Annotated in this window: 22 protein-coding genes; 12 read left to right on the top strand and 10 right to left on the bottom strand. The window is 63.0% G+C overall.

The genetic code is table 11. The features are described from left to right. Nucleotides 1–7: 7 nt before the first annotated feature. The 3 genes from dnaJ to dnaK form a co-directional block, all read right to left on the bottom strand. Complete coding sequence (gene dnaJ / locus FF80_RS08190; RefSeq protein WP_035099180.1) at nucleotides 8–1147, bottom strand: molecular chaperone DnaJ; 1140 nt, start codon at nucleotides 1145–1147, stop codon at nucleotides 8–10. A 192-nt stretch (nucleotides 1148–1339) separates the two neighbouring features. Then, on the bottom strand, nucleotides 1340–2407 hold the full coding sequence (locus FF80_RS08195) for an alpha/beta hydrolase (RefSeq protein ID WP_052153310.1): 1068 nt from the start codon (nucleotides 2405–2407) through the stop codon (nucleotides 1340–1342). Between the two features lie 197 nt (nucleotides 2408–2604). Beyond that, nucleotides 2605–4518, bottom strand: coding sequence for a molecular chaperone DnaK (gene dnaK, locus FF80_RS08200; RefSeq protein ID WP_035099181.1), 1914 nt, complete (start codon nucleotides 4516–4518; stop codon nucleotides 2605–2607). 343 nt (nucleotides 4519–4861) lie between these two features. Between dnaK and pncA the strand changes: the two genes are divergently transcribed. After that, entirely contained in the window at nucleotides 4862–5497 is a 636-nt protein-coding gene (gene pncA, locus FF80_RS08205) for a bifunctional nicotinamidase/pyrazinamidase (protein ID WP_035099182.1), read from the top strand. Nucleotides 5498–5644: 147 nt separating this feature from the next. Here the strand turns inward: pncA and FF80_RS08210 are convergent, their stop codons facing one another. The 3 genes from FF80_RS08210 to hrcA form a co-directional block, all read right to left on the bottom strand. Next, nucleotides 5645–6391: a class I SAM-dependent methyltransferase gene (locus tag FF80_RS08210; protein ID WP_160172813.1), complete on the bottom strand. Its 747-nt coding sequence runs from the start codon at nucleotides 6389–6391 to the stop codon at nucleotides 5645–5647. 71 nt (nucleotides 6392–6462) lie between these two features. Beyond that, on the bottom strand, nucleotides 6463–7044 hold the full coding sequence (gene grpE / locus FF80_RS08215) for a nucleotide exchange factor GrpE (protein ID WP_035099450.1): 582 nt from the start codon (nucleotides 7042–7044) through the stop codon (nucleotides 6463–6465). A gap of 87 nt (nucleotides 7045–7131) precedes the next feature. Then, nucleotides 7132–8202 carry a heat-inducible transcriptional repressor HrcA gene (gene hrcA / locus FF80_RS08220; protein ID WP_035099183.1) on the bottom strand — a complete coding sequence of 357 codons (1071 nt, stop codon included), beginning with the start codon at nucleotides 8200–8202 and terminating at the stop codon, nucleotides 7132–7134. Nucleotides 8203–8355: 153 nt separating this feature from the next. Here hrcA and rph point away from each other — a divergent pair, with 153 nt between their 5' ends. The 4 genes from rph to hemW are packed head-to-tail and all read left to right on the top strand — an operon-like array spanning nucleotide 8356 to nucleotide 11067. Next, the gene (gene rph / locus FF80_RS08225) at nucleotides 8356–9072 is read left to right on the top strand and encodes a ribonuclease PH (RefSeq protein WP_035099184.1); all 717 of its coding nucleotides are present in this window, start codon (nucleotides 8356–8358) and stop codon (nucleotides 9070–9072) included. Then, entirely contained in the window at nucleotides 9069–9230 is a 162-nt protein-coding gene (locus FF80_RS21855; RefSeq protein WP_160172814.1) for a hypothetical protein, read from the top strand. The genes rph and FF80_RS21855 overlap by 4 nt, the downstream gene beginning before the upstream one ends. Next, nucleotides 9227–9874, top strand: a complete 648-nt coding sequence (gene rdgB / locus FF80_RS08230; RefSeq protein WP_052153312.1) for an RdgB/HAM1 family non-canonical purine NTP pyrophosphatase — start codon at nucleotides 9227–9229, stop codon at nucleotides 9872–9874. The genes FF80_RS21855 and rdgB overlap by 4 nt, the downstream gene beginning before the upstream one ends. Nucleotides 9875–9909: 35 nt before the next feature. Continuing rightward, the gene (hemW, locus tag FF80_RS08235; RefSeq protein WP_035099186.1) at nucleotides 9910–11067 is read left to right on the top strand and encodes a radical SAM family heme chaperone HemW; all 1158 of its coding nucleotides are present in this window, start codon (nucleotides 9910–9912) and stop codon (nucleotides 11065–11067) included. 37 nt (nucleotides 11068–11104) lie between these two features. On the opposite strand, the gene FF80_RS08240 is transcribed toward hemW, so the two are convergent. After that, complete coding sequence (locus FF80_RS08240; RefSeq protein WP_035099187.1) at nucleotides 11105–12364, bottom strand: penicillin-binding protein activator; 1260 nt, start codon at nucleotides 12362–12364, stop codon at nucleotides 11105–11107. Nucleotides 12365–12451: 87 nt separating this feature from the next. Between FF80_RS08240 and rsmI the strand changes: the two genes are divergently transcribed. Then, nucleotides 12452–13339 carry a 16S rRNA (cytidine(1402)-2'-O)-methyltransferase gene (rsmI, locus tag FF80_RS08245; protein WP_035099188.1) on the top strand — a complete coding sequence of 296 codons (888 nt, stop codon included), beginning with the start codon at nucleotides 12452–12454 and terminating at the stop codon, nucleotides 13337–13339. Continuing rightward, nucleotides 13305–13691 (top strand): YraN family protein, encoded by a 387-nt coding sequence (locus FF80_RS08250; protein ID WP_035099189.1) that lies wholly within the window; start codon nucleotides 13305–13307, stop codon nucleotides 13689–13691. Before rsmI ends, FF80_RS08250 begins: the two co-directional genes overlap by 35 nt. A 193-nt stretch (nucleotides 13692–13884) precedes the next feature. Here FF80_RS08250 and FF80_RS08255 read toward each other — a convergent pair whose 3' ends face one another. Continuing rightward, complete coding sequence (locus tag FF80_RS08255) at nucleotides 13885–15006, bottom strand: endonuclease/exonuclease/phosphatase family protein (RefSeq protein ID WP_035099191.1); 1122 nt, start codon at nucleotides 15004–15006, stop codon at nucleotides 13885–13887. Nucleotides 15007–15154: 148 nt separating this feature from the next. On the opposite strand from FF80_RS08255, the gene gshB reads away from it, so the two are divergent. The 3 genes from gshB (at nucleotide 15155) to FF80_RS08270 (ending at nucleotide 17743) form a co-directional block, all read left to right on the top strand. Then, nucleotides 15155–16099, top strand: coding sequence for a glutathione synthase (gene gshB, locus FF80_RS08260; RefSeq protein WP_035099192.1), 945 nt, complete (start codon nucleotides 15155–15157; stop codon nucleotides 16097–16099). A gap of 6 nt (nucleotides 16100–16105) precedes the next feature. Beyond that, nucleotides 16106–17038 (top strand): serine hydrolase domain-containing protein, encoded by a 933-nt coding sequence (locus FF80_RS20920; RefSeq protein WP_052153313.1) that lies wholly within the window; start codon nucleotides 16106–16108, stop codon nucleotides 17036–17038. Nucleotides 17039–17110: 72 nt separating this feature from the next. Beyond that, entirely contained in the window at nucleotides 17111–17743 is a 633-nt protein-coding gene (locus FF80_RS08270) for a MarC family protein (protein WP_035099193.1), read from the top strand. 282 nt (nucleotides 17744–18025) lie between these two features. On the opposite strand, the gene FF80_RS22320 is transcribed toward FF80_RS08270, so the two are convergent. Both FF80_RS22320 and FF80_RS08275 read right to left on the bottom strand, forming a co-directional pair. After that, a complete protein-coding gene (locus tag FF80_RS22320; RefSeq protein ID WP_280113893.1) occupies nucleotides 18026–18148 on the bottom strand; it encodes a hypothetical protein in 123 nt (40 codons plus the stop codon). An 85-nt stretch (nucleotides 18149–18233) separates the two neighbouring features. Beyond that, the gene (locus FF80_RS08275) at nucleotides 18234–19073 is read right to left on the bottom strand and encodes a GH25 family lysozyme (RefSeq protein ID WP_035099195.1); all 840 of its coding nucleotides are present in this window, start codon (nucleotides 19071–19073) and stop codon (nucleotides 18234–18236) included. Between the two features lie 184 nt (nucleotides 19074–19257). Here FF80_RS08275 and FF80_RS08280 point away from each other — a divergent pair, with 184 nt between their 5' ends. Continuing rightward, nucleotides 19258–20781 carry a YifB family Mg chelatase-like AAA ATPase gene (locus tag FF80_RS08280; protein WP_035099196.1) on the top strand — a complete coding sequence of 508 codons (1524 nt, stop codon included), beginning with the start codon at nucleotides 19258–19260 and terminating at the stop codon, nucleotides 20779–20781. A 3-nt stretch (nucleotides 20782–20784) separates the two neighbouring features. Further along, nucleotides 20785–21012, top strand: a complete 228-nt coding sequence (locus FF80_RS08285; protein ID WP_035099197.1) for a DUF6500 family protein — start codon at nucleotides 20785–20787, stop codon at nucleotides 21010–21012. Nucleotides 21013–21014: the final 2 nt, after the last annotated feature.

Genomic DNA, 21014 nt, shown 5'->3' on the forward strand with positions numbered 1-21014 from the left:
CGCCCGCCTAAGCCTCGAACATCTTCTTGAGCTTGTCGAAGAAGCCGCCAGAGGTCGGGCTGTTCTCTTCGGTCTCGAGCCGGGCGAATTCCTCAAGCAGTTCGCGCTGCTTGCGGCTCAGCGCCTGCGGGGTTTCGATATCGAGCTGCACATAAAGATCGCCGACATCCTTGCTGCGGAGCACGGGCATGCCCTTGCCCTTGAGGCGGACGCGCTGGCCAGGCTGGGTGCCGGCGGCGACCTTGACCTTGGCGCGGGTGGCGTCGAGCGTGGGCACTTCGAATTCCCCGCCCAGGGCCGCCGTGGTCATGGCGATGGGGATGCGGGCATAAAGATCGGCCCCGTCGCGCTGGAACAGGTCGTGCGGGCGGATCGAGATGAAAATATAAAGATCGCCCGGCGGGCCACCGCGCAGGCCCGCTTCGCCCTCATTGGCAAGGCGGATGCGGGTGCCGTCCTCGATGCCCTTGGGGATATCGACCGAGAGCTTGCGATTTTCCTGGCGCCGGCCCTGGCCACCGCAATCGGTGCAGGGCTGGTCCATCATCTGCCCGCGCCCCTGGCAGACCGGGCAGGTCCGCTCGATGGTGAAAAAGCCCTGGGCAGCGCGCACCTTGCCATGGCCGTTGCACTGCCGGCAGGTATGGGTGCCGGTGCCCGGCTTGGCGCCCGAGCCATCGCAGGTGGCGCAACCGACCAAAGTGGGAACGTCGATTTCGACGGTGCGGCCGGCAAAGCTCTCTTCCAGGCTGATTTCAAGATTGTAGCGCAGATCGGCACCGCGCAGCTTGGCGGCGCCACCACCGCCTCCGCCACGGCGGCCGCCGCCCATGAAGTCGCCAAAGATGTCTTCAAAGATATCGGACATGGAGGAGTTGAAATCACTGCCGAAACCGGCTCCGGGACCACGCCCGCCGCCATTCTCGAACGCGGCATGGCCGAACCGGTCATAGGCGGCGCGCTTCTGGCCGTCCTTGAGCGTGTCATAGGCCTCGTTGATTTCCTTGAACTTGGCCTCGGCCTCGGCATTGCCGGGATTGCGATCGGGGTGATGCTGCATGGCGAGCTTGCGATAGGCACTTTTCAGCGCTGCATCGTCGGCGCCCTTGGCCACGCCAAGCACCTCATAGAAATCCCGTTTGGCCAAGAAACAACTCCGAATGCATTTTGGGGGCGCATACGCCCCTGATCAAACCAGCCCCACGTCTCGCCCTAGATGGCAATCGACCCCGCTCCCCGCAAGGGGCTGGGGCCGGTTAACGGGCAAAACCATCGCCGCCGCTCTTAGCAAGGCACGGCGGGCGGTTCAACATTGCTGATTCGGCAGATGTTCAGGCGATCACCCGCGCCGGTCGGACATGAAGGCCTTGCTCAGCGCATCGGCGGCGTCGCCTTGGGCAAACAGCGCCTTGGTGACCAGGACGCCCAGCCCGAAAAAGCCCTGCGTGACACCGTCATAGACCCAGCAATTGACCGGCACATGGGCCGCTTCCAGCGCTTCGGCCAGGGCCTCGCCTTCCGAGCGCAGCGGATCGATCCCGGCGAGCACGATGGTGGCCGGGGCTACGCCGCGCCAGTCGTCGCGGGCGACCAGGTCAATGCGGTGGTCTTTGATGGTCTGGGCATCCTCGAACAGATGGCGGAAGCGCCAGCGCATGGCGGCCAGCCCGATCGGGCGGACCCGGAGCGTCGCGCCATAGGAGGCGGTGGTAAGATCGCTGCCGGCAATGGGGTGGATCAGCAATTGATGCAGCGGCTGGGTGACGCGTTCCGCGCGGGCGCGCAGCGCCACATTGGCGGCGAGGTTTGCTCCCGCATCTTCCCCGGCTATGGCCAGCCGGCGCGGATCCCCACCCAGCTCGCGGGCCTTGCCAATCAGCCAGCGCCAGGACGCCCAGGCATCGTCATGGGCGGCCGGGAATTTGTGCTCGGGGGCGAGGCGATAGGCGACCGAGACCACGATGGCGCCGGTACGCCGCGCCAAGGCACGGGCCGAGGCGTCGTGGGTATCCAGATCGCCGGTGACAAAACCGCCACCATGGAAATAGAGAATCATTGGATTGAGCCGGCTGAGCAGGCCCAGCGGCCGGTAGAGCCGCGCGGGCAGGCTGATATCCTCTGACGTCTCGATAGCGATGTCCTCGGCGGTCACGCCATCATCGGGAGCCTCGCGGGTCTGTAGCGCCAAAATGCCGGCGATCGCATCGGCGGCCTTGGGCTGGCGTCTTGCCGAGGCGGGTGTCGCCTGTTCCAGCGGCCGCGCGCCAAGCTCGGCCAGGGCGTCGAGCACATGCTTCATATCGGTATCGAGCCGGCTCATCGGATCGCCGCCGATCAATTCGGCAATGCGCCCGATAGTATCGGCCTGATGGGCCGGCTCAGGAATGTTCGCGCTGGAATCGCTCATCGAGCCACCTCGTTTTTAACTGGCTCTGTTTGATCCCCCCATTCGGCCGGGATTTAGGCCCAATCGTGCTGTTTTTGCGGCGGATGATTCACGTGAAACGGAATCACACCACAACCACCGGCCAGCACCAGATTCATCGGGGCAAACAAAAAAGGGCCCGGCTTGCGCCGGACCCTTTCATATTCTTGGCTTGAGACTTAAGCCGATTTCTTGTCGTCGTCGTCCTTGACCTCTTCGAAGTCGGCGTCGACGACATCGTCTTCGTCCTCATCGGCGGTGCCATTGGCCTTGGCTTCGGCTTCCGCCTGGCTGGCCTTGTACATGGCTTCGCCCAGCTTCATGGAGGCTTCGGCAAGCGCGGCGGTCTTTTCCTTGATCGCCTCGCCATCCTCGCCTTCGATCACGCCCTTGAGGTCGGCGATGGCGGCTTCGATGGCAGTCTTGTCCTCGGCCGAAACCTTGTCGCCATATTCCTTGAGCGACTTTTCGGTCGAGTGGATCAGGCTTTCGCCCTGGTTCCTGGCTTCCACGGCTTCGCGCTTGGCCTTGTCGGCCTCGGCGTTCTGCTCGGCTTCCTTGACCATCTTTTCGATATCGGCGTCAGACAGACCACCCGAGGCCTGGATGCGGATCTGCTGCTCCTTGCCGGTGCCCTTGTCCTTGGCCGAAACCTGCACGATGCCATTGGCATCGATGTCGAAGGTCACTTCGATCTGCGGCACGCCGCGCGGTGCGGGCGGAATGCCGGTGAGGTCGAAATTGCCCAAGAGCTTGTTGTTGGCGGCCATTTCGCGTTCGCCCTGGAACACGCGGATGGTCACGGCGCTCTGGCTGTCCTCGGCGGTCGAGAAGGTCTGGCTCTTCTTGGTCGGGATGGTGGTGTTGCGATCGATCAGGCGGGTGAACACGCCACCCAGCGTTTCGATGCCGAGCGACAGCGGGGTCACGTCGAGCAGCAGCACGTCCTTGACGTCGCCCTGCAGCACGCCGGCCTGAATGGCCGCGCCGAGTGCAACGACTTCGTCCGGATTGACGCCCTTGTGCGGCTCTTTACCAAAGAGCTGCTTGACCACTTCCTGCACCTTGGGCATGCGGCTCATGCCGCCGACCAGCACGACTTCGTCGATCTGGGCTGCGGTGAGGCCGGCATCCTTGAGCGCCTGCTTGCAGGGCTCGACGGTTTTCTGGATCAGGTCATCGACCAGCGATTCGAATTTCGAACGGCTCAGCTTGAGCGTCAGATGCTTGGGGCCCGAAGCGTCTGCCGTGATGAAGGGCAGGTTGATTTCGGTCTGGGTCGAGCTGGAGAGTTCGATCTTGGCCTTTTCGGCAGCTTCCTTGAGGCGCTGCAGGGCCAGCTTGTCATTGCGCAGGTCGATGCCCTGCTCTTTCTTGAACTCGTCGGCAAAATAATCGACCAGGCGCATGTCGAAGTCTTCGCCACCGAGGAAAGTGTCGCCATTGGTCGACTTCACTTCGAACACGCCATCGCCGATTTCCAGCACGGAAACGTCGAACGTGCCGCCGCCAAGGTCATAGACGGCGATCGTGCCGGCGGCCTTCTTGTCGAGGCCATAGGCGAGCGCGGCAGCGGTCGGCTCGTTGATGATGCGCAGCACTTCAAGCCCGGCAATGCGGCCGGCATCCTTGGTGGCCTGGCGCTGGCTGTCGTTGAAGTAAGCGGGAACCGTGATCACGGCCTGCGTGACGTTTTCGCCGAGATACGACTCGGCGGTTTCCTTCATCTTCTGCAGGATCATGGCCGAAACCTGCGAGGGCGAATACTTTTCGCCCGAGGCTTCCACCCATGCATCGCCATTGTCCGCCTTGACGATCTTGAAGGGGACCAGATTCTTGTCCTTGGCCACGACGCCATCGTCAAAGCGGCGCCCGATCAGGCGCTTGACGGCAAACAGCGTGCCTTCGGGATTGGTGACCGCCTGGCGCTTGGCCGGCTGGCCCACGAGACGCTCGCCATCCTTGGAAAAGGCGACCATCGAGGGGGTGGTGCGCGCCCCTTCCGCGTTTTCGATGACCTTGGGATTGGCGCCGTCCATTACTGCAACGCAGCTATTGGTGGTGCCCAGATCGATACCGATGACTTTAGCCATTTACTCTAGCCTCTCTTTCAGCAAACCCATTGTGGAGCCCTCCTTGCGAAGCAGCCCCATGGCCGCGCAGGCCGGGTTCCTTGCAACTGGAATGTGCCCATTGCTGGGCCTTGGGCGTATATAGGGGGGTGAGCATGGCGCTTCAAGCGCGCAGAGCCCGGATTTGCCTTGGGTTTGATTCATTCTTGCCGTCTTGGCTCACGCCGGCTTGTACCAGCCAGGCATGAGCAACCGAGCCAATTAATCGCTCAGCCCATATTCGTCCAGTGCGCAGTTGGGCCCTCTTGCCCAAAGTGCCCGGCCCAAGGCACTCTGATGCCAGTTCATTTGAGGAGTTTGCACCATGACGATCACCATCACACCCCAGGACGTGCTGGTCGTCGTCGATATGCAGTATGATTTCCTGCCCGGCGGCAATCTGGCGGTTGCGGGGGGCGATGACATAGTGCCGCTGATCAACACACTGGCCAAAAAATTCACCAATGTGGTGCTGACCCAGGACTGGCACCCGGCCAATCACATCTCCTTTGCCAGCAATCATCCCGGCAAGAACCCGTTCGAGACGATCGAGCTGCCCTATGGCAATCAGGTGCTATGGCCCGACCATTGCGTGTGGATGAGCCATGGCGCCCAGATCTCGGCCGATCTCGACATCCCCCAGGCCCAGCTGATCATCCGCAAGGGCTATAATCCCCGGATCGACAGCTATTCCGGCTTCCAGGAAGCCGACCGCGAAACGCTGACGGGCCTGGCCGGTTATCTCAACGAGCGCGACGTGGACCGGCTCTACCTGGTCGGCCTCGCCACCGATTTCTGCGTCGGCTGGACCGCCATCGACGGCGCCGCCGCGGGTTATGACGTGACAATCATCGAGGACGCTACCCGGGCCATCGACAATGCAGGCAGCCTGGCAAAGGCCTGGGCCGATATGGCGGAAGCGGGCGTGGAGCGGGTGCTGAGCAAGGATATTCTGGGGTAGCGACAGGCGCTCCAGCGCCACTCCCGCACAACCGCAATGTCATTCCCGCGAAGGCAAGAACCTCTGTTTTCCTTGCATAATCCGGCAAACGGAGGTCCCCGCCTTCGCGGGGATGACACCGTGTTTGGAACGAGGATTTCTGCCTAGCTACCTCACCGCGCAGATCACCACCTGCCGCATGCTGGTGGGCGTGAGCGGACTGCGATCAAACCCACCAAAGCGCTCGACCAGCGCAAACCCGCCGCGTTCCAGCAGGAGCAGTAGTTCCTGCGGATAGATTTGCCGCATCTCCAGCCTGGTATGGCGGAAATTCCGCTCGGCTGGATGTGACCAATACCAGTCGATCTGGCTGATCTGGCTGACCGGGTCATAGGCGATGGTCTCTTCGATGCTGACCTCGCCCAGTTCGGGATGCTGGAACACTCCCAATAGCTGCCGCTCATCACCGGGCCGGCTGAGTATCCAGGCGCTGGGCACGAAAATATCGAAGATGAGCCGGCCATCCGGCTTTAAATGCCGTGCCGCGCTTTCAAGGAAAGCCATCTGGTCTGCCGTTCGGGTAAGATGCAGCAGCGAATTGGCCGCCACGACGATCGTGTCAAAGCGCCGCCCAAGCGCGAAATCGCGCATGTCGAGCTGCACCAGAACCGGCGCTAATCCCTCCGCACGCGCCCGCTGTTGCGCCATATCGAGCATGGCCTGGGAGAGATCGCCGCCCGTGACATCGGCGCCCGAGCGCGAAAGCGGCAGGGTCAGCCGCCCGGTGCCGCAGGCCAGTTCCAGAACCTGCCTGCCGGGCCCGCCCGCCATAGCCACATAGAAGCGCTCCATATCCGGATCGGGCGGCGACGCCAGATCATAAAGCTCGGGCCGCTCGTAGAGATCGTCTGCCAAGGCCATCCTCCTCCCCAAACAAAAAGGGCGCCATTGCTGGCGCCCTAGATTGGTGAGTTGGCCTTAGACCGTCAAACGCTCTTATCCACCGTTTCGTCGGCCGGGGCGTGGCTGGGGCCGCCTTTGGCGACGCCGACCATGGCGGGGCGCAGCACGCGGTCGCCGATGGCAAAGCCGGCCTGCACGACCTGCACGACCGTGCCTTCGGGGCGGCTGGGATCGGGGACTTCGAACATGGCCTGATGCTTGTGCGGATCGAATTTCTGCCCTTCGGCCTCGATCGGCTTGACGCCGTGCTTGGCGAGCAGACGCTGCATTTCGCGCTCGGTCATCTCGATGCCTTCGATCAGGCTCTTGGTGGTCGCGTCGCCCGATTCGCGGGCTTCGGGCGGCAGCACCAGCAGAGCCCGGCTCAGCGCATCGGTGGCCGAGAGCATGTCGCGGGCAAAGCCGGCAATGGCATAGGAGCGCGTATCGGCGACATCGCGCTCGGTGCGCTTGCGCAGGTTTTCCATCTCCGCAATGGTCCGCAACACCCGGTCCTTGAGCTCGGCATTCTCGGCGCGCAGCGCTTCGATCGGGTCGATCTCAGGGGTCGCTTCAGGGGTTTCGACTTCGGGCGTTTCGCCATTGGCGGCGTTTTCGTCGCTCATCATGAATTTGGGTTCCGCAGAGAGTTCGGGATTTAGTCAGCCATATCGGCCAAACATGGCTGATTTTCAAGCCTTGGGAACGCCGCACTAGCGCTTCCGCGCCATCATCGCGGAAATCACGTTGGCGGTATAATCCACCACCGGCACGATGCGGGCGTAGTTGAGCCGGGTCGGGCCGATCACGCCCAATACGCCGACCACCTTGTCATTGGCGTCCTTATAGGGCGACAGAATCACCGAGGAGCCGGAGAGTGAGAACAGCTTGTTTTCCGAGCCGATAAAGATGCGCACGCCCTGTGCCTTTTCGGCGTCACCCAAGAGGTCCAGCAAGCCATCCTTGCTTTCGAGCTCATCGAACAGCTGCCGCATCCGCGCCAGATCGTCGGAGGCCATGGCGTCATTGATCAAATTGGCCCGGCCGCGCACGATCACCGTGGGCTGGCTCGAGGCCGAGGGCTGGCTGAGCGTGGCAATCCCCGCATCGACCAGCTTTTGCGTCAATTCATCGAGTTCGGCCCGCTGTTCGGCGCGTTGCTCGGCCAAGGCCTTGCGCGCCTCGGCAATGGTGCGGCCCACCACGTGATGGGCCAGATAATTGCTGGCCTGGGTCAGCGTGCTGGCGGCCAGACCCGGTGGCAGGTCCAGAATGCGGTTTTCCACCTGCCCGTCCTGCCCCACCAGCACGGCCATGGCGCGCGTCGCGTCGAGCCGCACGAATTCGATATGGCGCAGTACCATGTCGGCCTTGGCAGCGATCACCACCCCTGCCCCCTGGCTGAGGCCTGAGAGCAATTGGCTGGCCTCGGTCAAAAAATCCTCGACCTGGCCCTGCCGCCCTTCGATATGGCTGGCGATCTGGCTGCGCTCACGCTCGTCGACCGCGCCCACTTCGAGCATGGCATCGACAAAAAACCGCAACCCTTCCTGCGTCGGGGCGCGGCCGGCCGAAGTATGCGGCGCCGCGATCAACCCCAGATCTTCGAGGTCCGCCATGACATTGCGCACCGAGGCGGGCGACAGGCCCACCTGCAGCATGCGCGACAGATCGCGCGAGCCCACCGGCATGCCGGTATCGAGATAGCGCTCGACGATCTTCTTGAAGATGTCCTGGCTACGGGCATTGAGGACGCTGAGAAAGTCTTCCGGGGGCTTTGTCATGAGAAAAGATTCAAATTATCCCTTTAACCCTGAGCTCTCATTTAAGGGCATTGCTGCCTCCCGCCAAGCGTCCGCGACTTGTGAGCGGGGCCCATCAGGGTTAAGAGGCGGTTAACAGCCCTTTTCTTTGACTTGTCTTCAGGTGATTTGCCCATGCGGCCTTCCGGACGTGAGCCCAACCAGATGCGCGCCGTAAAAATCGAGCGCGGCGTCGCCCAGAAGGCGGAAGGCTCGTGCCTCGTCAGCTTCGGCAATACCAAGGTGCTGGTGACGGCATCGGTGGAAACCAGCATCCCGAGCTGGCTGCGCGGCAAGGGCCAGGGCTGGGTCACCGCCGAATATGGCATGCTGCCCCGCGCGACCGGCAGCCGCACCCGCCGCGAGGCGACCGCCGGCAAGCAGTCCGGCCGCACCCAGGAAATCCAGCGGCTGATCGGGCGGTCCTTGCGCGCCGTGGTCGACCTGCAATTGCTGGGTGAAAACCAGATCACCGTGGATTGCGACGTGCTCGAGGCCGATGGCGGCACCCGCACTGCTTCGATCACCGGCGCTTATATAGCGCTGCGCGACGCCATCGCCTGGATGGACGAGCGCAAGCTGACCAAGGGCGTGGCCCTGCGCGACTCGGTCGCCGCGGTGTCCTGCGGCATCTATCGCGGCGCCCCGGTGCTGGATCTGGACTATCTCGAAGATGTCGAAGCCCATACCGACGCCAATTTCGTCATGACCGGCTCGGGCAAGTTCGTTGAAATCCAGGGCACGGCCGAACAGGTCCCCTTCAGCCGCGACGAGCTCGATGCGCTGATGGCGCTGGCCGAACAGGGCATTGGCGAATTGACCCTGCTGCAACAGGGCGCGTTTGCCTCATGATCGGCTGGATTCTCAAAAAGCTCACCCGCAACCAGCCCGCCCCCAAGAACGAACCGCCTCGCTCCGTGCCGGGCGAGAATTGCGCGCTCTGGCACGATGTGAGCCGGGCGCTCGATCAATCGGCCAGCGCGCGCAAAGCCAAGGGAGCGACACGATGACCGCCATTCCCCGCCTGCGCGAAGGCGACCGCCTGGTTTTGGCCTCCCACAACAAGGGCAAGCTGGTCGAATTCCAGGAATTGTTCGAGCCCTTCGGCCTCGAAATCGTCTCGGCCGCCGAGCTTGACCTGCCCGAGCCCGAGGAAACCGGCACCAGCTTTGCCGAAAATGCCCGCATCAAGGCCCATGCGGCTGCCCAGGCATCCGGCATGCTGGCGCTATCGGATGATTCGGGCCTCTGCGTTGATGCGCTGGGCGGCGATCCGGGCGTCTATACCGCCAATTGGGCCGGGCCGAACAAGGACTTCATGCATGGCATGAAGCGCGTCGAAGATGCGCTGCAGGCCGCCAATGCCACCTCGCCCAATCAGCGCCAGGCCCATTTCATGGCCACGCTCTGCCTCGCCCATCCCGATGGCCGCGACGTGCTGTTCGAGGGCCGGGTCGATGGCACCATTGTCTGGCCGCCGCGTGGCGATCGGGGCCATGGCTTCGATCCGGTTTTCATGCCCGCCGGCTATGACATCACCTTTGGCCAGATGGCCGCCGAAGCCAAGCATAGCTGGGCGCCCGGCGAGCAGGGTCTGAGCCACCGCGCCCGTGCCTTTTCGAAATTCGTCGAGGACCAGATTGCCAGGGACTGACCGCATCATGTGGCAGCCATTATTGGGAGCAGGGAATGCCGCAATCCAGCAATGACCTGTTCGGCGTCTATGTGCATTGGCCGTTCTGCGCGTCCAAATGCCCCTATTGCGACTTCAATTCCCACGTCCATCGCGGCCCCTTTGACGAGGAAGGCTATGTCGCCGCCTATGAGCGCGAGATTGCCCATGCCGCCCAGCTGGCGCCCGGCAGGGTCGTGCAATCGGTGTTTTTCGGCGGCGGCACGCCCTCGCTGATGAGCCCCTGGGCCACCGGCAAGATCATCGACGCCATTGCCAGGCACTGGACCGTCGAGCGAAATGCCGAGATCACGCTCGAAGCCAATCCGACCAGCGTCGAAGTCGATCGCTTCAAGGGGTTCCGCACCGCGGGCGTCAACCGCGTCTCGCTGGGTGTGCAATCGCTGCGCGACAAGCCGCTGGCCGAACTGGGCCGCCGCCACAGTGTGGACGAAGCGATTACGGCGGTGCGCATCGCCCAATCGGTGTTCGAGCGCTCCAGCTTCGATCTGATCTATGCCCGTCCGCACCAGACGCTCGAAGATTGGGAAGACGAGCTCAAGGAAGCCCTCTGGATGGCGCGGGGCCATATCAGCCTCTACCAGCTCACCATCGAGCAGGGCACGCGCTATTTCGACCTGCACAAGGCCGGCAAGCTCAAAATGCCCGACGAGGACCTGTCGGCCGATTTCTACGAGCTGACCCAGGAACTGACCGCTGCGGCCGGCCTGCCCGCCTACGAGATTTCCAACCACGCCCGCCCCGGCCAGGAAAGCCAGCACAATATGCTCTATTGGCGCTATGGCGAATATGCCGGCATCGGCCCTGGCGCGCATGGCCGCCTGATGATCAACAACCAGCGCCACGCCACCGCCGCCGAAAAAATGCCCTTCGACTGGCAGAAAAAGGTCAATGCGGCCGGCCACGGCATGGTGGTGGATGACGTGCTGACCTGGGAAGAACAGGGCGACGAATTCCTCGTCATGGGCCTGCGGCTCAAGGAAGGCATTTCGCCGTCTCGTTTCACCGCGATTTCCGGCCGCAAGATCAACCAGCGCCAGATTGATGATCTGAAGGGCTATGGGTTCGTCGAGACCCTGCCCAATGGCAATATCCGTGTAACGGACCGTGGCTGGCCAGTGCTGGATGCCGTGGTGGCGGATCTGGCGGCTTAGGCTTCTTCCCCCTCCCCTCGAGGGAGAGGGGAAGAGTTCAGAGCTTCACGCCATCCACCGTCACCGCCCCGCCCGGTGCCAGCTTCTTGATCACCAGCCCATATTCGCTGCGCCCATTGCCCAGGAACCGGAATATCCCATCCCGCCCGTTGAAGCCCGACGCCGCCAGCATCAGGCTCGGATTATAGGGCGGGTTGGCCATGGACAGCGTGTTCACATTGGCGAGGATCGTTGCCGTATAGGCGATGGTCGCTAGCGGATGCGGCTGGGTGCCGAAGCGGGCCTGGTAGTCACCGCGGATGGCATTGAGCCCGCCATCATCGACGCTGGGATAGACCGCCCCGCTCAATGACGGCGATTGCAAGATCGCCAGGTCGCCCTGCCAATCGGCCGAGCCGACCAGCAGCACTCGGCCTGGCGCCACTCCGGCTTGCTGCAAGGCCGCGGCAAAGCTTGGTGCACTCGCCCGGTCGGGCAAAAAGAGCGTATCGATCACCCCGCTCTGGATCAGCGGCAGCGCCTGGCTGATGACCTGCGGCACTTCCCCGGCGCTGGAAAAGCCATAAACCGCCTGCGGCTGATAGCCCGCCACCGCCGCCTGTTGCCGGAACGCGGCTTGTTGCGCCTGCCCGAACTCGGTATTGGGAAAAATCCCGGCAATGCCGCGCTTGCCCTGCGTCCGCACATAGGCGAGCGAGCGCTTCATCTCGGCATCGGGCAAGACGCTCAAGAGGTATACGCCGGGGCTGGCCGCATTGGGATTGTTGGAAAACCCGATCAGCGGCAGTCCGGCCGAACGCGCCACGGCGCCTGCCGCCGTCACCTGATCGGCCCGCAATGGCCCCAGGATCAGCTTGGCCCCATCGGTCACGGCAGCGCTCGCAGCGCTGGCCGCCCCCTCGATGCTGGTGCCGGTGTCGCGCAGCGTGATGGTGATATTCTCGGCAATATTGGGATTGGCTTCGATGAAGCTGATGGCCAGCTTGCTGGCATTGGCCAGCGCCATGCCGACTGAGGCCGTGCCAGGATCCCCGCTCAGCGGCAGCAGCAAGGCCACCTTGACCGGACCGCGACCGAAACTCTCCGATGGCCCTGCCGCCACTGGCACGGGCATCATGCCACCCTGCTGCATCGGGATGGGCTGGCCCTGCTGCTGCGGGCTCGAACCGCCAAAGGGAAAGCTGAAGGTGCGCGAACCGATCTGGTATTCGCCAGGGGTGCAGGAAGATACGGCGAGCAGCGCCGCACTCAGCAGCGCCAGCCGGATTCGCCGCGTGGATGGTTTGACAACGCCCACCCCATGCCCTCGAATTGATAGCAATCGGTTAACATCTTGCGCCGATATCGTTAACCCGGCGTCAATGACGTGCGACAAGGCAAAGCCATGACCGAACCCTCCTCCGGCTATTTCATCGCCGGCACCGCCTTCGTTGCCCCGCCCCTCGCCCCCGGCCTTTATGTGGTAGCGACGCCGATCGGCAATCTGCGCGATATCACCATTAGGGCGCTGGAAACCCTCGCCGCTGCGTCCGTCGTGCTATGCGAGGATACCCGCATGTCCGCGCGCCTGCTCGATCACTATGGCATCAAGGGCCGCCGGGTGGCGCTGCATGAACACAATGAGCGCGCCAAGGCCGACGACATCGTCGCCCGCGTCGCTTCCGGCCAGGCCATCGCGCTGATTTCCGACGCCGGCACGCCGCTCCTGTCCGATCCCGGCTTCCCGCTGATCCGCGCTCTGGCCGAAGCCAATCTGCCGGTCTTTCCCATTCCCGGCGCCTCGGCCCTGCTCTCGGCGCTGGTGGTGGCGGGCCTGCCTACTGATGCCTTTGCCTTTCATGGCTTTTTGCCGAACAAGGCCGGCGCCCGCGCCAATGCCATTACGGCGCTCAAGGATTCACGTGAAACTTTGGTGTTTTACGAAAGCCCCCGCCGGCTCGATGACACGCTCGCTGCCATGGCCGAAATCTTTGGCGAGCGGCAGGCCGCCGTGGCGCTGGAGCTGACCAAGCGCTTCGAGCGCGTCCACCGCGGCACGCTGCCTGCTCTGGCCGCTGAATTCGCCGACACCGAAACCAAGGGCGAAGCTGTCATCGTCGTCGCCGGCGCTGCCGAAGCCTCGGCTCCCGACGCCGCCGATTGGCAGGCCGATCTCGTCGCAGAAATGGCTAAGCACCCCCTGCGGGCAGCGGTGGACGAAGTGACCAAAAAATATGGGCTCAAGCGCAAGGAAGTCTATGATGCAGCCCTCGCCCTCAAAGCCGAAAAGTAAGGCCCGCATTGCGGCCCATCTGGGCGGCCACCGGGGCGAGGCGCTGGCTGCGTTTTTCCTGCGCCTCAAGCTCTATCGCATTGTCGAGACCCGCTACAAAACCCCGGTCGGGGAAATCGATCTCATCGCCGAGCGCTTCGGCACCACCGTCTTTGTCGAGGTCAAGGCGCGCACCAGGGCCAGCGCCCATGCCGAGGCGCTCGCTGCGGTCAATCAGTCGCGCATCGTGCGGGCGGCGGAATATTGGCTATCGCGTCACCCTGCCAAGGCCCATACCAACCTGCGCTTCGACGTGATCTTTCTCGCGCCGCGCACATGGCCGCGCCATTTGCACAACGCCTTCGGCGGCTAGGCCACTTCACCTCTCCCTTGGGGGAGAGGTCGGCCCGCTTGGGCCGGGTGAGGGGGCCTTCCTTTAACTCAGTACCAAGAAAAGGCCCCCTCACCCCACCCTCTCCCCCAAAGGGAGAGGGGGCGATAGCTGAAACGCCTCAGCAAAATCCTGGCAACCTGCAAAATCCTGGCAACCTGAATGGTGATTGGTCCTAGGGCAGGTCGGAAAGTTCCACCCAGATAAGGTGGTGATCGCTGGCGGCGTGGATGTCCTTGTCCAGCTCGGGAAACACTTCCCAGCGCTTGGGCCGCGAACCCGGCCAGGCGCCCTTGCGGAAAATGCCGGCCGCGGTGACCCGGGCAAACAGCGCCGGGGACAGCAACAGATAGTCGATCTTGTTGCTGTCATTGCCCAGCCCATAGGTGCCCTTGCCGGCAAACGCCCCGGTGGAAAAATTGGGGTGCTCGCTGACCTCCATCAGGTCCGTATCGGCCAGCAGGCGCTGCAGCGGTTCGGATTCGGGCGTGTCATTGAGATCGCCCAGGACGACGATCTTGTCGTGCCCCTCGGCGCGCAATCCCTCATAGATCTCGGCGGTGCGCCTGGCCTGGTCGCGCCGCTTGGCGATCGAATTCTCGTCATTGCCGCCGAATTTGGATTTGAAGTGATTGGGCAGGATCCAGATGGTTTCCCCGCTTGGCGCAATCACCTGATATTCCGGGCAATCGCGCGAATAGATGCGCTCGCCATTTTCCCGCATATCGGCGATGTGGCTGCGCATCAGACCCACCGAATAGCCATTGGTGAGCATCAGCCCGACATCGATGCCGCGCTCGTCATTGCCATCGATCAGCATGATCTCGTCATAGGGATCGCCGCCCAGCTTGAGCAGCACCTGTTCGGAAAACTGCTTGAGCGCCACCCGATCTTCCGCCTCGATCACCGCCAGAATATCGGCTGCGGCCTCCATGATCACCCGTCCGGTATTCATCACCGCGACCGCATTATTGGGCTCGGTGCGCAATTCCACCCAGCCCACCCAATCGGCGCGCCCCTTGGCTGTGATAACCATTGGACCGGTCTTGGGCCGCTTCCAGAAACTGCCGCGAATCTTGCGGAAAATGGCGAAGGGTGGGCGGGGCGAGGTGAGCTTGAGCTGCTTGATCAGCGCCAGCATCCGCTTCTTGTCGGCATCCGAATAGACATCCTTGCCGATCAGCACATTGATTTCGGCTACCGCATCGGTAATCGCGGCGCCCTTGGCCTGGTCTTGCAGGTTAAAGGCCTTGGGCCGGTCGAACAGATTCTCCACATTGAATGCTGCAATCTTCATGATGCCCTCCAGCGCATGAATAGCCCACTCACTATGCGCCGCCATTGTGACGCTGGCGACTCGAGAAAAATCACTGGGCCAAAAGCTCTTGCGTCAGGCCGCGTCGCGCGCCATGTCATTGCACTCACTGCCAAGCAAAGGGCCCTCCATGTCGCTCAAAGTCGCCGTCCAGATGGACCATGTCGCCAGTATCAACCCACGCGGGGATTCCACCTTCGCCATGATGCTGGAGGCCCAGGAGCGCGGGCACCAATTGCTGCATTATACGCCCGACAGCCTGGCCCTGCACGGCAATGTCGTCTCGGCGCTGGCCGCCCCGATCACCGTCATCGACAAGCCCAAGGGCGAGCATTTCACCCTGGGCGAGGCGAGCCGGATCGATCTTTCCACCCAGGACGTGGTGCTGATGCGCCAGGACCCGCCCTTTGACATGAACTATATCACGCTCACGCACCTGCTCGAGCGCATCCACCCCAAGACACTGGTGGTCAATCCGCCCGCTGCCGTGCGCAATGCGCCCGAAAAAATCCTCGTCACCGATTTCCCCGAGCTGATGCCGCCGACGCTGGTGACGCGCGACCGCAGCCAGATCCACGAATTCCGCAAGGAACATGGCAATATCATCGTCAAGCCGCTCTACGGCAATGGCGGGGCCGGCGTGTTCTTCATCCAGGAGGGCGACCACAATCTGGCCAGCCTGCTCGAACTGTTCGAGGCCAATTACCGCGAACCCTTCATGATCCAGAAATACCTGCCCGATGTGCGCAAGGGCGATAAACGCATCATCATCGTGGATGGCGAGCCGGTGGCCGGGCTCAACCGCATCCCCGCCGATGGCGAAGCGCGCAGCAATATGCATGTCGGCGGCCGCCCCGAACTTTCCCCCCTCACCGAGCGTGAGAAGGAAATCTGTGCGGCGATTGCCCCCGCTCTAAAGGCGCGAGAAATGATCTTTGTGGGTATCGACGTCATCGGCGACTACCTCACCGAAATCAACGTCACCTCCCCCACCGGCATCCGCGAAATCAAACGCTTCGGCGGACCGGACATTGCGGTGATGATCTGGGACGCGATCGAGAAGCGGCGGAGCTGATTTGCGGTGCGCCCGCTGGCATCGCTTGTCGATTCGGCGTGCTTTCCGACAGGCACACCGCTGGCCGTGGCGCGGTGCACGGCATCGGGCGTCATCGAGGATATTGTCGCCGGCAGTTGGCCGGATGGCCGGGCGGTGGAGCGGTCCGATCGGTTTTATGGCGCCAGCCTCGCCAAGCAATTGACCGGCGCAGCCGCGGCCATGCTGGTGCGCGACGGCCGCTTCGATCCAGACCAGCCGGTGCGGCGCTATCTGGGTGAGCTGCCGGAATGGGCCGCAACAATAACGGCGCGCCAGCTGGCCCATCACCTTGCCGGCCTGCCTGCCGCCGGTGAACTTGAAGCAGTGGCGCCGGGCGATTGGACCGACGACTTCGTGCTCGGTGCGCTGGCCGCCCTGCCCGGCCTCTCCGCGCCGCCCGGCACCGGCTATGCCTATTCGAATATTGGCTACATCCTGCTCGCCAGGATCGTGGAGCGCGTCTCGGGCCAGCCCTTTGCTGCTTTCGTTGATTCCCAACTGCTGGCGCCGCTGGGTGTTGAAGGCATGGGCTTTGCCAGTGACATTGCGGCTTTTCCGCAGCGCGCTGTCATGGGGCCGCGCCTACCGCTGACCCTGGGCGATGGCGGCCTTTGGTCGTGCGGGCGAAGCTTTGCGCTGTGGCTGCACCTGCAGAATGAGGATGCCCTGGGCATAGCCGGCATTGTCGAAACGCCTGGCCGGTTGGTGGATGGGAGCGAGGTGCGCTATGGCTGGGGTCTGGGTCTGCGGACCCATCGCGACCATCGCTTGCTCATCCATGGCGGCGAATGGACCGCCACTGTCGCCAAGGCCGTGCGTTGCCCCGCGCTTGGCATTGCCGTTATTGCCATGGCGGCCGATTGCCCATTCCAGACGCTGGATTACTTGGTGCAAATGGCGTTGAACGACGCCGCGTGATCCCTGAGCGCCGGGACTGGTCCCCGGCCGTTTAAGCCGCTAATGCTGGTGGCGATAGCGAGACCCAGCACCATGCCCACTACGACATTTTTCGTCGCCTTTGCGACCCTGTTCGCCACTGTGGGCGTGGCCGACATAGCGTTCATCTTCGCCGCGCTTACCAAGCATAATACGGCCAAGCAGCGCTTTGCCTTTGCCACGCGCGGCGTGATCATTGCCGGTATTATCCTGCTGCTGTTCGGCGTTTTGGGCAGCGCCATTCTTGAAGTCTTCGGCATTACCATTCCGGCCTTGCGCACGGCGGGTGGCTTGCTGCTGTTTTTGATCGCCATCGACATGGTGTTTGCCCGCCATTCGGGCGGCACCGGGACCACCGATGAGGAAGAGGTCGAGGCCCGCCAGCGCGAGGACATTGCCGTCTTTCCGCTGGCCATGCCGCTCCTGGCCGGTCCCGGCGCCATCTCGGCGGTGATCCTGCTCACCACCGGCACGACAAGCGATCTCGAATTCTGGGCGGTACTCGCCGCCATCGTGGTGATTCTGTTCCTCGCCTGGCTGACCCTGCTGGTCGCCATTCCCATCCAGCGCCTGCTGGGCGTCACGGGCTTGGCCGTGGTGTCGCGTGTCGTCGGCATTCTGCTGGCGGCTTTGGCGGTGCAATTCGTCTTTGACGGGGTCAAGGCCAGCGGCCTGCTTGGCGCTTAAAATGCGCGTAAAATTGCTATGTTAATCAAGTCTTAACGTGGTTGTTGACCCTGCTGATGGCGAGGCGCACCTATCTGCCAAGACCTTGAATGGGGCGGAGGGGTTTTATGCGTATCACCGCGGCAATCGTCTTGCTGATCTTTGCCATTATCGGCACCGGCGCGGCCGGCATTGCCGCCACGCAGACCTCGCCGCCCGCCGCGTTCAGCACTACGCAATGAAACGAAAACGGCCGGCATGCGCCGGCCGTTCGAGATTTCATCCTGGCAATAGCAGCCTGGGCTATTTCTTGGCCACATTGCCGGCGCTGCCGGCGCCCAGCCCCGTGACAGGCTTGGCCGCGGCCAGCTTGTCCTTTTTGGGTTTCTTGGCTTCCTTGTTGCTGCGCATCTGTCCTTTGGCCATCCAATGGTCCTCCTCTAGTCGGGCGCCCGCCCGCAATTACAATTGTGAGGCTAATCCTGCCCCAGAAGGCTGGCAAGGCCCGCAATTATTTGGCATAGCCACACCGTCCGGTCGGTAGCAGCGCTGAAATGGCACGCGGATCGCAGCCCGTCGAGAGGAACGTCAGCCAGTCATTCTGGTTGCCATAAAAGGCATTGCGGTCCACTTCCCCGCGCACGCCGCGCACCACCCCGGTCTGGGTCCACTGCCAGAAGGTCCAGGTGCGGTTGTGGTAGCGCTCATGCGGCTCAGCGGCGGTCGAGCGCAGCCAGAACGCATTGGGGAAATACTCGCCTTCCAGAATATCGCGGTGGAAATTCATGTCGGTATAGATGATCGGGAGCTTCCCGGTATGGCGCTCCATGGCGTCCAGCATGACGCGGATCTTTTCCAGCGCATCGGCCCGGCTCGGCTTGTTCTTGCAGCTTGAATGATTGTTCCATTCCAGATCCAGCACCGGCGGCAGCGCGTCGGGATCATTGGGCACATTGGCGACGAACCACGCCGCCTGTTCGGACGCCAGCGAACACCAGGTCATGAAGTGATAGGCGCCGCGCGGCATGCCCGATTGGCGCGCCCGCTCCCAGTTCACCCGGAAATTGGGATCGATATAATCCTTGCCCTCGGTCGCCTTCATGAAGACGAAATGGATACCAGCGCCAAAAGCGGCCGGGAAATCCACATTCTCCTGATAGCGCGCCACATCGATCCCCTGGATGGGCATGGTGCGGGCCCGGTCGACCCCCTTATGCGGGCGGTTGTCGCCCGGAATGGCGCCGTAAAGCCCGCCGCCGGTCGAACAGGCAGCCAGAATGAACACGATAGCGGCAGCCAGTGCGGTCTTGGCTATGGCAGAAAACGAGAAGAATGGCCGGCTGGCGGTCATTGGGCGGAACTCTATGCAACAAACAAATCTGGCCTTTGATTCAACACGGCGCGGTTAATGGAGGATTAGGGTAACCATTGTGGCAGCGCGCATGGTTAATGAGCCATATTTTGTTCGCCAAACGTTCTTGTCGGCCAAAAGAAGGCCTGCTAGGCTCCCCATGGGTTTAGGGGAGTCAAAGGGCATGGTCACCCGCGTTGCGACCGTGGCGTTTCAGGGCATCGAGGCCGTGCCGGTCGATGTGCAGGTGCAGATCGCGCCCGGCGTGCCGAAATTTCTCATGGTCGGATTGCCCGACAAGGCGGTTAAAGAGTCCAGCGAACGCGTCTATGCCGCGCTGATCGCTTCGGGACTGGGCCTGCCGCCCAAGCGCATTACCGTCAATCTGGCGCCCGCCGACCTGCCCAAGGAAGGCAGCCATTATGATCTGCCCATTGCGCTGGGCCTGATGGCCGCCATTGGCGCCATTCCGCAAGATGCGCTGGATGGATTTCTGGTGCTGGGCGAATTGGGCCTTGATGGCCGATTGGCGCCGGTCAGTGGGGTACTGCCTGCGGCGATTGCCGCGCAGAGCCGTAATCTGGGGATTATCTGTCCTGCGCCTTCCGGCCCCGAAGCGGCCTGGGCGGGGGAAGGCATCGATATCATCGCGGCGGAGAGTCTGCTGGCACTGGTCAATCACCTGACCGGGCATCAATTGGCGGCGCGTCCGCAGCCGCGCAAATATCTGCCCAATGGCGCCCTGCCCGACCTCAGCGAAGTGCGTGGCCAGCAGGTGGCGCGCCGCGCGCTCGAAGTAGCGGCGGCCGGTGGGCATAATATGCTGATGATCGGCCCGCCCGGCGCCGGCAAATCCATGCTGGCGGCGCGCCTGCCCTCCATCCTGCCGCCGCTCAATCCGCGCGAATTGCTGGATATTTCGATGATCCAGTCCATTGCCGGGGAACTCGCCGGTGGCGCTATTTCGGACCGGCGCCCGTTCCGTGCGCCGCATCATTCCGCCTCCATGGCCGCTTTGGTGGGCGGTGGGCTGCGCGTGCGGCCGGGCGAAGTGAGTCTCGCTCATAATGGCGTGCTGTTTCTCGACGAATTGCCCGAATTCGCGCCCCAGGTGCTCGATAGCCTGCGCCAGCCGCTCGAAAGCGGCGAAACGGTGATCGCCCGCGCCAATGCGCGGGTCAATTATCCCAGCCGCGTGCAGCTGATCGCCGCAATGAATCCGTGCAAATGCGGCATGGCGGGCACGCCGGGCCACACCTGCAAGCGCGGCGCGGCCTGCGCCGGCGCTTACCAGTCCCGCGTCTCCGGCCCGTTCCTTGATCGCATCGACATCCGCATCGACGTACCTGCCGTCACCGCCGCCGACATGATCGCCCCGGCCGCCGCCGCCGAAAGCTCGACCGTGGTTGCCCAGCGCGTCCATGCTGCCCGCGAGCGGCAGCGCCAGCGCTTCCTTGAGCATGGCGTGCCCGACATTTTCACCAATGCCGCGGCTGGTCCGACGCTGATCGAAAAGCTGGTCAATCCCGACAAGGAAAGCCAGGCGCTATTGTTGCAAGCCGCCGAACGCTTCAACCTGTCCGCCCGCGCCTACCACCGCGTACTCAAGGTCGCCCGCACCCTGGCCGATCTTGCTGGAATGGATCGCGTCGCCCGCCCGCATATCGCCGAAGCGTTGAGCTATCGCGTCAATATGGGGCTGGCGTGACCCGTGAGGCACATATTGCAGCAGCGCATAATAGCGGTTTGCGATCGCAAGATCGCCGCCAAGGGGCCCGAGGTCGGACTGTCCTTCTATGCCTTCTTCGCCAACAGGAATGACGATCCCGAACTGCTGATGGAGGCGGCCGAATGGTGGATCCGCACCCATCAGCTCGATCATTTCGAGAAGGCGGTCAGGATACGGGCTATGGTCAGCGCCGAGGCCGCGTCCGGCTAGGT

This window comes from Devosia sp. LC5, from assembly GCF_000735585.1.
Classification (GTDB): domain Bacteria; phylum Pseudomonadota; class Alphaproteobacteria; order Rhizobiales; family Devosiaceae; genus Devosia.

Bases quoted from the DNA above. Each gene is read 5' to 3' on its own strand.
- FF80_RS08195 (WP_052153310.1), bottom strand. From the start codon at position 2,407: ATGAGCGATTCCAGCGCGAACATTCCTGAGCCGGCCCATCAGGCCGAT.
- dnaK (WP_035099181.1), bottom strand. From the start codon at position 4,518: ATGGCTAAAGTCATCGGTATCGATCTGGGCACCACCAATAGCTGCGTT.
- pncA (WP_035099182.1), top strand. From the start codon at position 4,862: ATGACGATCACCATCACACCCCAGGACGTGCTGGTCGTCGTCGATATG.
- grpE (WP_035099450.1), bottom strand. From the start codon at position 7,044: ATGAGCGACGAAAACGCCGCCAATGGCGAAACGCCCGAAGTCGAAACC.
- hrcA (WP_035099183.1), bottom strand. From the start codon at position 8,202: ATGACAAAGCCCCCGGAAGACTTTCTCAGCGTCCTCAATGCCCGTAGC.
- rph (WP_035099184.1), top strand. From the start codon at position 8,356: ATGCGGCCTTCCGGACGTGAGCCCAACCAGATGCGCGCCGTAAAAATC.
- FF80_RS21855 (WP_160172814.1), top strand. From the start codon at position 9,069: ATGATCGGCTGGATTCTCAAAAAGCTCACCCGCAACCAGCCCGCCCCC.
- rdgB (WP_052153312.1), top strand. From the start codon at position 9,227: ATGACCGCCATTCCCCGCCTGCGCGAAGGCGACCGCCTGGTTTTGGCC.
- hemW (WP_035099186.1), top strand. From the start codon at position 9,910: ATGCCGCAATCCAGCAATGACCTGTTCGGCGTCTATGTGCATTGGCCG.
- rsmI (WP_035099188.1), top strand. From the start codon at position 12,452: ATGACCGAACCCTCCTCCGGCTATTTCATCGCCGGCACCGCCTTCGTT.
- FF80_RS08250 (WP_035099189.1), top strand. From the start codon at position 13,305: ATGATGCAGCCCTCGCCCTCAAAGCCGAAAAGTAAGGCCCGCATTGCG.
- FF80_RS08255 (WP_035099191.1), bottom strand. From the start codon at position 15,006: ATGAAGATTGCAGCATTCAATGTGGAGAATCTGTTCGACCGGCCCAAG.
- gshB (WP_035099192.1), top strand. From the start codon at position 15,155: ATGTCGCTCAAAGTCGCCGTCCAGATGGACCATGTCGCCAGTATCAAC.
- FF80_RS08270 (WP_035099193.1), top strand. From the start codon at position 17,111: ATGCCCACTACGACATTTTTCGTCGCCTTTGCGACCCTGTTCGCCACT.
- FF80_RS22320 (WP_280113893.1), bottom strand. From the start codon at position 18,148: ATGGCCAAAGGACAGATGCGCAGCAACAAGGAAGCCAAGAAACCCAAA.
- FF80_RS08275 (WP_035099195.1), bottom strand. From the start codon at position 19,073: ATGACCGCCAGCCGGCCATTCTTCTCGTTTTCTGCCATAGCCAAGACC.
- FF80_RS08280 (WP_035099196.1), top strand. From the start codon at position 19,258: ATGGTCACCCGCGTTGCGACCGTGGCGTTTCAGGGCATCGAGGCCGTG.